11 protein-coding genes and 1 tRNA gene are annotated in these 12,597 nt (G+C 62.2%); 6 read left to right on the top strand and 6 right to left on the bottom strand.

From position 1 onward, the window contains the following. Positions 1–77 precede the first annotated feature (77 nt). Positions 78–1,031, top strand: coding sequence for a DUF1775 domain-containing protein (locus OCK01_RS01575; RefSeq protein ID WP_263822396.1), 954 nt, complete (start codon positions 78–80; stop codon positions 1,029–1,031). Between the two features lie 48 nt (positions 1,032–1,079). On the opposite strand, the gene OCK01_RS01570 is transcribed toward OCK01_RS01575, so the two are convergent. Next, positions 1,080–1,421 (bottom strand): hypothetical protein, encoded by a 342-nt coding sequence (locus tag OCK01_RS01570; protein ID WP_182826027.1) that lies wholly within the window; start codon positions 1,419–1,421, stop codon positions 1,080–1,082. 452 nt (positions 1,422–1,873) lie between these two features. Between OCK01_RS01570 and OCK01_RS01565 the strand changes: the two genes are divergently transcribed. Further along, positions 1,874–2,515: an outer membrane protein gene (locus OCK01_RS01565; protein WP_182829233.1), complete on the top strand. Its 642-nt coding sequence runs from the start codon at positions 1,874–1,876 to the stop codon at positions 2,513–2,515. A gap of 67 nt (positions 2,516–2,582) precedes the next feature. On the opposite strand, the gene OCK01_RS01560 is transcribed toward OCK01_RS01565, so the two are convergent. From OCK01_RS01560 to wrbA, 5 genes are all read right to left on the bottom strand, one after another. Further along, positions 2,583–3,656 carry an HD domain-containing phosphohydrolase gene (locus tag OCK01_RS01560; protein WP_182826028.1) on the bottom strand — a complete coding sequence of 358 codons (1,074 nt, stop codon included), beginning with the start codon at positions 3,654–3,656 and terminating at the stop codon, positions 2,583–2,585. Positions 3,657–3,666: 10 nt separating this feature from the next. Then, positions 3,667–5,913, bottom strand: coding sequence for an ATP-binding protein (locus OCK01_RS01555; protein WP_263822395.1), 2,247 nt, complete (start codon positions 5,911–5,913; stop codon positions 3,667–3,669). Then, positions 5,910–6,422: a molybdopterin-dependent oxidoreductase gene (locus OCK01_RS01550; protein ID WP_263822394.1), complete on the bottom strand. Its 513-nt coding sequence runs from the start codon at positions 6,420–6,422 to the stop codon at positions 5,910–5,912. Before OCK01_RS01550 ends, OCK01_RS01555 begins: the two co-directional genes overlap by 4 nt. 538 nt (positions 6,423–6,960) lie before the next feature. Continuing rightward, positions 6,961–7,045, bottom strand: a tRNA-Leu gene (locus OCK01_RS01545). 127 nt (positions 7,046–7,172) lie between these two features. Next, complete coding sequence (gene wrbA / locus OCK01_RS01540) at positions 7,173–7,772, bottom strand: NAD(P)H:quinone oxidoreductase (protein ID WP_263822393.1); 600 nt, start codon at positions 7,770–7,772, stop codon at positions 7,173–7,175. Between the two features lie 217 nt (positions 7,773–7,989). Between wrbA and OCK01_RS01535 the strand changes: the two genes are divergently transcribed. From OCK01_RS01535 to OCK01_RS01520, 4 genes are all read left to right on the top strand, one after another. Further along, on the top strand, positions 7,990–8,757 hold the full coding sequence (locus tag OCK01_RS01535; protein ID WP_263822392.1) for a competence/damage-inducible protein A: 768 nt from the start codon (positions 7,990–7,992) through the stop codon (positions 8,755–8,757). 88 nt (positions 8,758–8,845) lie between these two features. Then, complete coding sequence (locus tag OCK01_RS01530; protein WP_263822391.1) at positions 8,846–9,676, top strand: universal stress protein; 831 nt, start codon at positions 8,846–8,848, stop codon at positions 9,674–9,676. A gap of 111 nt (positions 9,677–9,787) precedes the next feature. Further along, positions 9,788–10,285, top strand: coding sequence for a xanthine phosphoribosyltransferase (gpt, locus tag OCK01_RS01525; RefSeq protein WP_263822390.1), 498 nt, complete (start codon positions 9,788–9,790; stop codon positions 10,283–10,285). 414 nt (positions 10,286–10,699) lie between these two features. Next, the gene (locus OCK01_RS01520) at positions 10,700–12,577 is read left to right on the top strand and encodes a methyl-accepting chemotaxis protein (RefSeq protein WP_263822389.1); all 1,878 of its coding nucleotides are present in this window, start codon (positions 10,700–10,702) and stop codon (positions 12,575–12,577) included. The last annotated feature ends 20 nt before the right edge of the window (positions 12,578–12,597 follow it).

Raw genomic sequence — 12,597 nt, 5'->3', positions numbered from 1 at the left:
CGCTTTCGACAGTCGTCTTTGATTTCGCCGTGAACCGCGGCAACACGTTCGCGCATCGCGCAGAGAAGAGATTTCTTATGTTCAAGACCATTCTATCCGCCGCCGCCCTCGCGACCATCCCCGTGATGGCGTTCGCTCATGTTAGCCTCGTTCAGGGCGAAGCGGCCGCCGACAGCTATTATCTCGCACAGTTGCAGATCCCGCATGGCTGCGACGGCAAGGCCACCAAGGAAGTGCGACTGACGCTTCCGGAAGGCTTCATTTCCGCCAAACCGATGCCGAAGGCCGGATGGACGCTCGAAATCATCAAGGGCAAGTACAAGTCGGCATATAAGGACCACGATACGCCGGTGACCGAAGGACCACTCGAAATCCGCTGGAAGGGCGGCGACCTGCCCGACGATTATTTCGACATCTTCTCGGTGCGCGGCAAGTTCGCCGGCCTCGCCGAGGGCGCGGTCGTTCCTTTCGCCGTCACGCAGGTCTGCGACGGCGCGGAAGCGGCGTGGAATGAAGTCGCAGCGCCCGGCCAGGACGCTCACGATCTTCCGAACCCGGCGCCGACGGTCACGCTGGTGGCTGCCAAGGCGATGCATCATCACCATGACGCCGCGCCCGCCACCGTGACGCTGGGATCGCTCGACATCACGCCAGGCTTCATCAAGGCGACCGTCCCCGGCCAGCCGGTGGCGGGCGGCTTCCTCTCCGTCGCCAATCGCGGAACCGAGGACGACAGGCTGGTGGCGGTCGAAGGCGTCGCAGATATCGACCATGTCGAACTGCACACGATGTCGATGGAGGGCGACGTGATGAAGATGCGCCGGCTGCCGGACGGAATTCCCGTCCCTGCCGGTCAGACGGTGGAGTTGAAGCCGGGCGGCCTGCACATGATGCTGATGGGGCCGAAGCATCCCTTCGAGAAAGGCGATATCGTGTCGATGACGCTGGTGTTCGAAAAGGCGGGCAAGGTCGAATTCAAGCTTCCCGTCATGGATATCAAGGGCGGGGCGACGAAGCACCAGCACAATTGAGCAGGGCACGTAACGGAAAAGAGCGGCCCGTCGCCGCTCTTTTCTTTTTCAACCGTCTTCGGTTTCCTCTTCCTTGTGCCGTCGCGTGACGACCCTGGTCGCGCCGGGCCCTTCGGGCCTGCCGCCGTTGAGCCGATATTCCTCTTCCGCCTGGGCATAGGTCATCATCGGCTGTCGGCGCTTCTCGCCCGCCTCGAGAAAGAAGGTCGTCATGCCGGACGACATGACCGGCGGCGCGCCCGACTTTCCGTCCGGCGCGGTCTTGCGCTCAGGCGTCAGAGCCCGTGTGGCGGTCTCGACGGGAGAGACGCCGCTGACGCGCGCATTGGGGCGCAAGGCTTCCGCTGCATAAGCCGCCGTATGCGCCGACACGGTGAGGATTTGTGTCATGGCTCTCGATCCAGTTATTCCAATGTGACGAGGCTAGAGCAATGTTCTGGATCTCCTGTTTCCGAAAAAATTAGAAATTTAGCGGAGTTAGCCTTTTCCAGCCGCGCTTGTGACAAATGCAATCGGCTGGTGCGGCATTTTTTTCGCGTTCGACCAAAGGTGATGCAGAATGGCCGCACCCGAGGCATTGAGAACGCCCGCCACCTGATCACCGCATTTCAGCCATCAAGCCGCCAAGCTTGCCGACGATGAGTGTCTCCGTAACGAAAGGCTGTGAGATGAAAAACACGGCCTGGAAAAATCGACCGCCGACGGGAACCTTGGGGCCCGAATGATGTTCACAGGGCGTCAGGGTTCATAGAGGGCCGCTGATAGTCAACAGCGATGCCCGTCTTGGGCGGGGCGATTGACGGAAGGCCTGACCTTCCGGAGAAATCGAAGGAGTTAACATGATGAAGAAAACTTTGATCCTCTCGGCGGTGGCGCTGTGCGCCGCGACCTCCGTTCACGCAGCCGACCTGGTGTCGCCCGAACCGGCGCCTCCGGCGATCACCGAAGAGATCGTCGCGCCGGCCACCTGGGACGGCGGCTATATCGGTGTCATGGGCGGCGCGAACTGGACCAACAGCGATTACGACTTCGGCGCGACGAGCCGCGACCGTTGGCTCAACGGCGGTTCGCTCGGCGCGTTCGCCGGCTGGAACCATCAACTCGACAACAGCATCGTGCTCGGCCTGGAAGGCGACTTTTCCTACAAGTGGAACGAGGAAGATGTCCGCGGTCGTGAAACCGGCACCGACTGGTCGGGCTCCGTTCGCGGTCGCGTCGGCTATGCCGTGATGGACAACGCTCTGCTCTACGGCGCGGCCGGCTACACGGTGACTCGCGGCTATCTCGACGACGCCACCGGCGACAAGGACACCAAGGCTCTGCACGGCTACACCGTCGGCGCCGGCGTTGACTACAAGTTCACCGAGAACATGTTCGGCCGCGTCGAATATCGCTTCAACGATTACGGCAGCGCCAATATCGGCGGCACGGATGTCGACGCTCAGCAGCATGAAGCGCTGATCGGCGTCGGCTTCAAGTTCTGATCCGATCGAGAACGCATGAGGGAAAAGGGCGCCGCGGCGCCCTTTTTCATATTCGGAGCCTGCATCGTCAGGCGACGGCCTGGGCGGGAAGACAGAAGGGTGCGTCGTCGGCGACCGAGTTGTCGCGCATGATGCGCAATATTTCAGGCAGCGCCGCCTTGAAGGCCGAAACGCAATCCGGATCGAACTGGCTTCCGGCGCGGCGAATGATGTGGTCGGCGGCCTGGTCCGCCGTCCAGGGCTCCTTGTAGGGGCGGGCCGTGGTCAGGGCGTCGAAATTGTCGGCGATGGCGACGATCCGGCCCGGGAGCGGGATCGACGCGCCCTGCAGGCGCAGCGGATAGCCCTGGCCATCCCAGCGCTCATGATGCGACGAGGCGATTTCAGCGGCGAGTTGCAGCAGGCTCGAGCGCGACTGTCCCAGGATCTGACCGCCGACCAGCGTGTGACGCTGCATTTCCGCGAATTCCTGCTCGGTGAGCTTGCCCTGCTTCAGCAGGATCTCGTCGGCGATGCCGACCTTGCCGATGTCGTGCATCGGCGCGGCGAGCCGGATGTCGGCGGCGACATCCGGCGACAATCCATACGCTTTGGCGATTGCTTCGGAATAGAGACCGACCCGCATCGTGTGGCGGCCGGTTTCCGGATCCTTGTAGCCTGCGGCGAGCGTCAGGCGATAGATGATCTCCTCTTCGCGAGCGCGGAGTTCGCCCACCGCCTTGTCGACTTCCATCCGCAGCCATTCGGCTTTGTCGGCCAGTTTGTTGCGGGCGTCGGCCAGCGCCACGAGATTGCGAATGCGTGCGGTGAATTCGAGCGGGTTGATCGGCTTGGTGAGGAAGTCGATCGCGCCGGCGTTCAGCGCCGCCATGCGGGTGGCGAGATCGGTGTCGACCGTGACGAAGACGAATGGCTTGTCCTTGTATTTGTCGAAGCGCATCGTTTCGATCAGGAAATCCACCCCGGTATAGACCGGCATCTGGAAGTCGACGATGCCGATGTCGAATTCCAGCTCCGGCATTTCCGACAAAGCGTCTTCCGGGCTGATGAAGGGCAGGGGAATGCACCCTTCCAGCTTTTCGACCAGCTTGGTCAGGATCGTCAGGTTCGTCTTGTTGTCGTCTACGAGAAGTATGCGCATGGTCTACCCCCTAAGCCGCCAGCATCATTTTGCGGCTGGCGATGTTCGTTGACAGTGTTTCGAGCTCCGACCTGCTCGGATGATTGGTCCGCATGTGCTGGGCGGCGTCGGCGATGTCGGCCAGGCCGACATTGGCGGCCGCGCCCTTGAGATTGTGCAGCATCGGATCGAGCTTCTCCGGTCCGCCGGCGTCGAAGGCCGCCAGAAGGTCGCGCAGCAGACGTTCCGAATCGTCGAAGAAATCGTCGAGCAATTCGCGGAAGACATCATCCCCCAGGGCGTCCGCAATTTCCTGGCGGCGGAGTTCAAACGGGCCTTTCCAGCCCGTGTGTTCGGCGTCCGAACCGCCGTCCTCGCCGACCTCTTCGGCCACGACGGCTGCGGCTCCCGTCTCCATGACCGATCGCGGCGCGGAATGGCCGAGATCGGTGATCAATTGCCGGAGCTGGATCATCGAGACCGGCTTGGAGTGGAAGCCTTCCATGCCGGCTTCCTCGCAGGCGATGCGGTCGTCCTCGGAGGCATTGGCGGTCATGGCCCAGATCGGCGCCGCATTGAACGGCGCCGGCAACGCCTTGATGTGCCGGGTGGCCTCGATACCGTCCATGACGGGCATCTGCATGTCCATGAGAATGAGGTCGAAATGCTTGCGGGAGGCGAGGTCCACCGCCTGGGCGCCGTCGTCGGCCAGTTCGACGTCCTGGCCAAGATGTTCCAGGAAGCGGCGGATGACCTGCTGGTTGACCTTGTTGTCCTCCACCGCGAGCACCGACAATTTCGGCAGCGCATGGGCGGCGGCGGCATTGTCGGTCTTGCGGTTGGGCGGCGCGTGTTCCGAGCGCGGGGCGGGGATCTCGAACCAGAATTTGCTGCCGAGGCCCGGCACGCTTTCGACATCCATCTCGCCGCCGAACCGATCGACGATCTGCTTGCAGATGGTCAGTCCGAGACCGGTGCCGCCATATTTGCGGCTGATCGAGGCGTCGACCTGCGAGAAGGGTTTGAACAGCTTGACGCGCCCGCTCTCGTCGATGCCGATGCCGGTGTCCTTAACCTCGATGCGAAGGCGCGGCGCGCGTTCGGTGCCGGTTTCGCGGATCCGCAAGGTGACGACGCCGTTGGCGGTGAACTTGACGGCGTTGCTCATCAGGTTGAGCACGATTTGGCGGAGCCGCGTCGGGTCTGAGTGGATATAGGGGGCGGCGAACACCGCAGGCATGTCGAGTTCGATCGTGTTGCCGGCCTCGGCGGCGCGGCCACGCATCATCTCGGCGGCGGATTCGGCCAGCGCACGGATGTCGACGATGCGGTATTCGAGCTCCAGATTGCCGTGCTCGATCTTGGCGAAATCGAGGATCTCGTTGATGATGTCGAGCAGAGCCTCGCCGGCGCCGCGGATGGTGCGCAGATTGTCCTGGCACTCCGTAGGCAGCCTCTTGAGCTCCATCAGTTCGACCATGCCGAGAATGGCGTTGAGCGGGGTGCGGATTTCATGACCCATCGTCGCCATGAACTGCGACTTGGCGCGGTTGCCTGACTCCGCCGCCTGGTAGGCGTCGTTGAGATTGCCCGCCATGGTTTCGAGACTGAGCCCCGCCGCGCGGACGCTGCGCAATTGCCGGCGGAGGGTGAAGATCAGGAAGCCGACCGAGGCCACCAGTAACACGATGAGCGTGAGCGACTTCATCTCCAGCGCCTGCACCGTCTGGCGCGCGTCGGCGCGGTCGGCGCTGAGCGTGTTGTTGGTGTAGGTCAGCAGATGCTCGCTGTTTTCGGTCAGCGTCACCAGTTGCGCATATAGAATGCGCAGGCTGGCGATCGAGACCGTTTTGCTCGCCACGATGTCGTCGAAGAGCGGCGCGTTCTGAAAGACAGTGCGGCGGATCTCCGTCAGCTGCTTGCGCACCGTGGCGTCGACCTTGAAGTTCTCTTCGAAATTCGTCTTTTCGAGCATCGACATGCGCGAGAACAGAATGTCGTAGCGGAGCGACATTTCTTTCTGCGTGGGATGCGAGGTGTCCGACCGCGATATCGCGATCGAAACGACCTCGCGAAGGCGCCGCGCCTCGCGGTCGAGCTGATAGACCGACCACATGGCGTTTTCGCGAATGCCGCTCTGCAACGCCGAGTAGCGCGCGGAGATATCGTAATAGAGCGAGCCCAGGAGAGCCAGGAGCAGGACAGCGAAGACCTGCAGCACGGCGGTGGTCTTGCCGGCCTTTCGGATGACGTCGCTTTCCTGCGTGAGACTGATCACTCGATGACCTCGATCGATTTGATCTGCCAGACCGACCGCGCGAAATATTTTTCGTTGTAGAGCGACGGGTCGAGATCGAAGGGATAGATCAGGAAGAGGGGACCCTTGTCGCGCACCGACATCGGCTCGTCGTTCATGCGTGTGGCGAGGATCGTCTTGATGTCCGTGGCGTCCGACAACGGCACTTCCACCGTGTAATCGTTGAGCGCGGTCACGCGCAATATCTTGCCATGCGCGCCCACGGTCTTCATCAGCTCCGCCATGAACGGACCGGAAAAGGTGACCTTGCCCTGGGTCCAGGGCGTTTCGAGCGTCGCCGCGCGTCCCGACAATTTTTCGAGCATGGCGATGTCGAATTCGGCGGCGTTTTCGTCGTTGGTGTCTTTGATCGCGCCGGTCACCGTCAGGACGACGTCGCCCGCCGGCTTGTCGAGCGCAAGCGCCGGCGTAAACTGTAGGACGATCGCGGAAATGGCTGCTGCGAGGAAGGATGTATGACGTGCACGCATGGCGTCTGCCTGAAACTCTTCGCGCCGCTGCCTGACCGCGCCGACTCATCCGGCGCGGCTGGCGGAAAAGGCGGCCCGGAACCCGAGACTGGTTCCCTCTCCGCCACAGGAATAGGGAAACAGTTCCATTCCCGTATTGGATTGTGCTAAAATACAGGAGGCTGATTAAAAGGGTTTGAAGCCGTTGCGTTAATTTTGCGATAACTGGTGCTTTTTGATCTGGGTTTAAGCGCCGTTAACCGCGTTTGTCATGTCGGGGCGACATTGTCGGAGGCTGTCTCTGCGGATGTCGACGTGCGAAGCTTTGCCGTCGCAATGAATTTACGGCAGGGGCCAACGGCGATAGGCCCCTGCCGTCGACGACGCTCGCAGTTAGGGGGCATGCGTCGCTATTTCAGACGTATCGAAAACTTCTTTCCGCACCATCCCTAAAAATCACTTTTCTACAGATTTAATAGCAAATTTCTCACCGTTCTGGCCGTCTCGGCGCCAGAAAGCTCGGTTTTCCAGTAAATATGGCTGGTTTCTCGGTGAAATTTGGTGCGGACAACGGGAATCGAACCCGTACGAGCAAGCCCGAGGGATTTTAAGTCCCTTGCGTCTACCAGTTCCGCCATGTCCGCAGGGTAGCCTATCCCGCCTAACCCGGCGGCGGGATTCGTTCAAGGGGGACTTGTCCACGCTTGGAGCCAAGGCGCGAAAAAAGGGCGACGCGCGCGCCGCCCTTCCCATGATGATCTCGATTCGTGATCAGGCGGCGAGCTTCGCGGCGAGCTTCGCGATATGGGCGCCCTGGAACTTCGCGCCTTCCAACTCGACTTCGGACGGCTGGCGGGAGCCGTCGCCGTCGGTGATCGTGGACGCGCCGTAGGGCGAGCCGCCCTTGACGGCGTCGACGCCCATCTGACCGGCGAAGGCGTAGGGCAGGCCGGCGACGACCATGCCGTGATGCAGCAGAGTCGGGATGAAGCTCAGGATGGTGGATTCCTGGCCGCCATGCTGGGTGGCCGACGAGGTGAACACGCCGCCGACCTTGCCGACCAGCTTGCCCTGGAACCACAGGCTGCCGGTCTGATCCCAGAAATTACGCATCTGCGAGGCGACCGAGCCGAAGCGGGTGCCGGCGCCGACGATGATGGCGTCGTAATCGGCCAGCTCTTCGGCCGTCGCGATCGGAGCGGCCTGGTCGAGCTTGAAATGCGCGCCCTTAGCGACGTCTTCCGGAACCAGTTCCGGAACGCGCTTGACGGTGACGTCGGCGCCGGCGGACTTCGCGCCTTCGGCGACAGCGTAGGCCATCGTCTCGATATGGCCGTAAGAGGAGTAGTAGAGCACGAGAACCTTTGCCATTGTGGCGTCCCTTCGTTGTCTGAGAAAAATTCGACACCCGCTATATAGGCGGATCGTCTCGTTCTGGCAGCATGGCAATTTGCGGCTTGAGTGTTCTCTATTGTTGAACAATGGAGGTTTTGTGAAACTGATTTCCTTTACGCCGCGTCGACGCGCCCGGCTTGACAGGCGATAAGCGCAGGCCCAGTTTGCCCCCATCTTCCCGGAGACTCTGATTATGACCCATACAGACATCGTGACGGCCGCCATGCTGGCGATCGGCGACGAACTCCTGTCCGGACGGACGAAGGACAAGAATATAGGCTATCTCGCCGACATGCTGACGTTGAACGGCGTCGACCTCAAGGAGGTCCGCATCGTCCCGGACGAGCAGGACGAGATCGTCGCGGCGCTGAATGCGCTGCGGGCGAAATACGACTATGTCTTCACCTCCGGCGGCATCGGCCCGACCCATGACGACATCACCGCCGACGCCATCGGCGCGGCCTTCGGCGTGCCCGTGGCGCATGAGGAAAAGGCGATGGCGCTGATGGCCGCCATGTATGCTGCGCGCGGGCTCGAGTTCAACGAGGCGCGCCAGCGCATGGCCCGGCTGCCGGTCGGCAGCGTTCATATCGACAATCCCGTCTCGACCGCGCCCGGCTTTTCGATCGGCAATGTGCATGTGATGGCGGGCGTGCCCAATATCTTCCAGGCGATGCTGGACAATGTGCTGCCGACGCTGCGCACCGGCGCGAAGATGCTGTCGCGCTCGACGCCCTGCAATTTCGGCGAGGGCGACATCGGCGGTCCGCTGACGGCGGTGCAAAAGACCCATCCGGACACGGTCATCGGCTCCTATCCGAAATTCGACGGGCAGCGCTATTCCACCGACATTGTGGTCAGGGCGCGGAGCGCCGAGGCGCTCGAGGCGGCGGTCGCGGCGGTGCAGGCGATGCTGGCCGAGGTGGCCGCCCGGCGCGAGGCGAAAGCCGACACGGATTGAGGCGGCAGGATTGACCTTGATCAAGGTTGGGCGGAACTTTGCGCCTATTGTCGACTTGAAACCGTGAGAACAACGACGGGAGGCTCCTATGCCCATCAAGACGATCGCAGTCGTATTGTCCGACCCCAAGACCGCCCAGGCGGTAACCAGCGCCGCCATCGGCGTCGCGCGAAAGGAGAATGCTCATCTGATCGGCCTTCATGCGGAGATCGTCGATCCGCCGCCGATCATGACGCCTTTCGACCTGCCGGATTCCTCGATCATCGCCAGCCTCTATGAAGCGGCGGGGGAGCGGCGCAAAGCCATCGAGGCGATGTTCAACGAAGCGACGGCGCGTGAAGGCGTCTCCGCCGAATGGCGCGCGAGCCGGGGCACGGGCGTTATGGCGTCGCAGGCGCTGATCGATTCCTGCCGTATCAGCGATCTCGTCATCGCCAGCCAGCCGGCCTCCGATCGGGTTGGAGATGTCGACGAATTGCTGTTCGAGACGGGGCGGCCCGCGCTGTTCATCCCCTGGATCGACCAGCCTGTCGCCGGGTTCAACCGGGTGCTGGTCGCCTGGGACGGTTCACGCGAGTCGACGCGGGCGGTGTTCGACGCCATTCCGCTGATCAAGGATGCGGCCGAGATCGAACTTTTCTCCGTCGATCCGCAGGAGACCAATTCCAAGAGCGCGGTGCTGACAGGGGCGGATCTCGCCGAGTCCTTGGCCCGTCACGGTTTGAAAGTGACCACGAACACGCAGGATTCCGAACGCGTGGCCATTTCGGCGGTTCTCGAGAACCGCTGCACTGATTTCGCCGCCGACCTGCTGGTCATGGGCGCCTATAGCCATGCCCGCATTCGCGAACGGCTGTTCGGCGGCGTCACCCAGATCATCCTGGAATCGATGACGGTGCCGGTCTTCATGTCCCGCTGACCGGCGATATGAGGGTTTTGTCGGGGATCAAGGCCGCCGCGCACTTTACGGCGCGGCGGCAACTCGGATAATGGCGCGACAGATCTTCCACCTTCCATCCGAGGACATTCCATGTCGCTGCCTGAAAAAGCTTTCCCCGTTTCCTGGGATCAATTCCATCGCGACGCCCGCGCGCTCGCCTGGCGTTTGGCGGGGCAGAACAAGCCGTTCAAGGGCATCGTCTGCATCACCCGCGGCGGTCTCGTTCCTGCTGCGATCATCTCGCGCGAGCTCAATATCCGCCTGATCGAGACGGTCTGCATCGCGTCTTATCACGACTATGTCAATCAGGGCGACATGAGCGTTCTCAAGGGCATCGCGGAACCGCTGCTGGAAAATGGCGGCGAGGGCATGCTGGTGGTCGACGATCTCACCGACACCGGCAAGACAGCCGCCGAAGTCCGCGCCATGCTGCCGAATGCGCATTTCGCCGCCGTCTACGCAAAACCGAAGGGCGTGCCGATGATCGATACTTTCGTGACGGAAGTGTCGCAGGACACATGGATTTATTTCCCTTGGGATATGGGCTTCACCTATCAGGAGCCGATCGCCAAGGACCATCGCGGCTGACCTCGATCGACTATCGGCAAAACAACAACCGCTCGCGCTGTCGGCCGCGAGCGGTTTTTAGTTCGTCACGTGGCGGTAGGCGTGGTGCGTATCGCGGACGCCGAACCCAAGAAATCACGGTCGTCGAAAGGGTGTGCTGACCTGGTCAGTCGCCACTGACGATTGGTAATATTTTTCGCTAAATTGTTCCATTTCTCACGATATTTTTCGTTTTCTCGGCCCTTCAACGTCATTTTTGCGAAAATTGTCCACCGCGATAAAATCAATCGGCGCGTGTTTCATAGTTTGTTAATATAGCGATTGTAGGTTTGGCCTGCAAAACACGCAAGGCAGCCATGCATTCTTGCCATGAGGGCAGGCGAATGAGGCGAAATCTCCCGGCGTTTTCCGGGAGGCGCTCAATGAGGTCCCTCCATGACGCTATTCCGCAATCTCTCCCTGACCGTCAAGCTGTCGGCGCTGATCGTGGCGATCAACGCCGTGGGGCTGGCGGGGCTCGCTGTCAACACCTGGCGTCAAGAAAGCGCCCAGATGCTGTCGATGTCGGAGCGGGGGTGGATCAAGGATTCCGAACAGTTTGCGACGCTCGCGGCCGGCGGCGTCAAATGGGGCAAGGCGTCCGTGGTTCAGGAAGCCTATGCGCTCTATCGGGACAATGCGGGCCTCAACCTCACCCAGTTTACGGCGCTCAACGCGAGCGGCGCTCCGGTCGACGCCTGGGTGAGACCGGACAGCGTGACGTCCTTGACCCCGGAAGAAATCGCCGCGCTGGCGAAGCAGGGCGCGGAGACATCCGACGTGAGTCATGCGCGGGTCGCCGATGGACTGGTGGCCGTCGCCTCCCCATTGCCGCTCGACAAGAAGGGCAAGCCGCAAGGCGTGGTGGTGACCGTCTGGTCGGCGGAGGCCATTTTCGCCGAAGCGCGCAACAAGGCGCTGATTGCGCTCGGCATTCAGTCGGCGGTCATCATCCTGGCCATCGGCGCCTTCCTGTTCGCCATGCGTCGGCTGGTGGGCGCCCCGCTCGCCTTGATCGGCGACCGGATATCGCGCCTGCAGGCCGGCGACCTCGATACGCCTGTGATCCATCAGGATCGCAGCGACGAGATCGGGTTTCTCGCCAGGGCGCTGGATCAATTCCGGCAGCAGGCCATCGAAAAGGTCCGCCAGACCGAGGCGTCCGAACAGCAGCGCCTCAACATCGAAGCCGAACGTCGACACAACGCCGAAGCCGAGAGGCAGTCGTCGCACCGGCAGAAGGCGGTGGTCGACACGCTCGCCACGGCGCTCGGCAAGCTCGCCGACGGTGATTTCAGCATTCGTCTCGACGATCTCGGCGCGGATTTTTCGGACGTCCAACGCGACTTCAACCGCATGATCGAAGCCGTGGCCGACGCCATCGACAACATCAAGCGCGTCTCCGTTGCGGTCGAGAACGGGTCGCAGGAACTCGCCAATTCCGCCGAGCAGCTCGCCAAGCGCACCGAGCAGCAGGCGGCGGCTCTCGAAGAGACGGCGGCGGCGCTGTCCGAAGTGAGTTCGACGGTGGATCTCACCGCCCGCAGCGCCGAAACCGCGGTGCGCATGGTGGAGGACGCCAGAAGCGACGCCCATAATTCGGCCGTCATCGTCCGCGAGGCGATCGGCGCCATGGACCAGATCCAGACTTCGTCGAGCCAGATCGGCAAGATCATCGGCGTCATCGACGAGATCGCCTTCCAGACCAATCTTCTGGCGCTCAATGCCGGCGTCGAGGCGGCGCGGGCGGGCGAGGCGGGCAAGGGCTTTGCGGTGGTGGCGCAGGAAGTGCGCGAACTCGCCCAGCGCTCCGCCAACGCCGCCAAGGAAATCAAGCAGCTGGTGACGATGTCGAGCGCGGAAGTGTCCAACGGCGTCAACCTCGTCAATCGTACGGGGGATGCGCTGGTGACCATCGAAGAGCGCGTCAACGGCATCACCCATTCGATCCAGGCGATGGTGCAATCCTATCAGAGCCAGGCGCATGGGCTGCGCGAAATCAACGGCGCCATGAACCAGATGGACCAGACCACGCAGCAAAACGCCGCTATGGTCGAGGAAACAAGCGCCGCCTGCCACGATCTGCTCAGCCAGAGCCGCGCCTTGCAGGCCGGCGCCCAGCGTTTCCGCATCCGTGAGGCGGCTCCTGCGCCGCGGCAGGAGACGAAGCAACAGGGGGCGGATGTCGCGCCTGCTCGTCGGCCGGCGCCGGCGCGGTCGGTGCGGACTGCGACAGCCGTGGCGCCGGTTGCGGATTCCTGGGAAGAGTTTTGAGATTTACATGCGCACAAAAC

Source organism: Rhizobium sp. TRM95796 (assembly GCF_025779995.1).
In the GTDB taxonomy this organism is placed as follows: domain Bacteria; phylum Pseudomonadota; class Alphaproteobacteria; order Rhizobiales; family Rhizobiaceae; genus Rhizobium_E.
Note: the sequence above shows the minus strand (reverse complement) of the source record. Positions and strands in the feature narration are given on the sequence as shown.

Coding starts and splice junctions, on each gene's coding strand:
- OCK01_RS01575 (WP_263822396.1), top strand. CDS start 78: ATGTTCAAGACCATTCTATCCGCCGCCGCCCTCGCGACCATCCCCGTG.
- OCK01_RS01570 (WP_182826027.1), bottom strand. CDS start 1,421: ATGACACAAATCCTCACCGTGTCGGCGCATACGGCGGCTTATGCAGCG.
- OCK01_RS01565 (WP_182829233.1), top strand. CDS start 1,874: ATGAAGAAAACTTTGATCCTCTCGGCGGTGGCGCTGTGCGCCGCGACC.
- OCK01_RS01560 (WP_182826028.1), bottom strand. CDS start 3,656: ATGCGCATACTTCTCGTAGACGACAACAAGACGAACCTGACGATCCTG.
- OCK01_RS01550 (WP_263822394.1), bottom strand. CDS start 6,422: ATGCGTGCACGTCATACATCCTTCCTCGCAGCAGCCATTTCCGCGATC.
- wrbA (WP_263822393.1), bottom strand. CDS start 7,772: ATGGCAAAGGTTCTCGTGCTCTACTACTCCTCTTACGGCCATATCGAG.
- OCK01_RS01535 (WP_263822392.1), top strand. CDS start 7,990: ATGACCCATACAGACATCGTGACGGCCGCCATGCTGGCGATCGGCGAC.
- OCK01_RS01530 (WP_263822391.1), top strand. CDS start 8,846: ATGCCCATCAAGACGATCGCAGTCGTATTGTCCGACCCCAAGACCGCC.
- gpt (WP_263822390.1), top strand. CDS start 9,788: ATGTCGCTGCCTGAAAAAGCTTTCCCCGTTTCCTGGGATCAATTCCAT.
- OCK01_RS01520 (WP_263822389.1), top strand. CDS start 10,700: ATGACGCTATTCCGCAATCTCTCCCTGACCGTCAAGCTGTCGGCGCTG.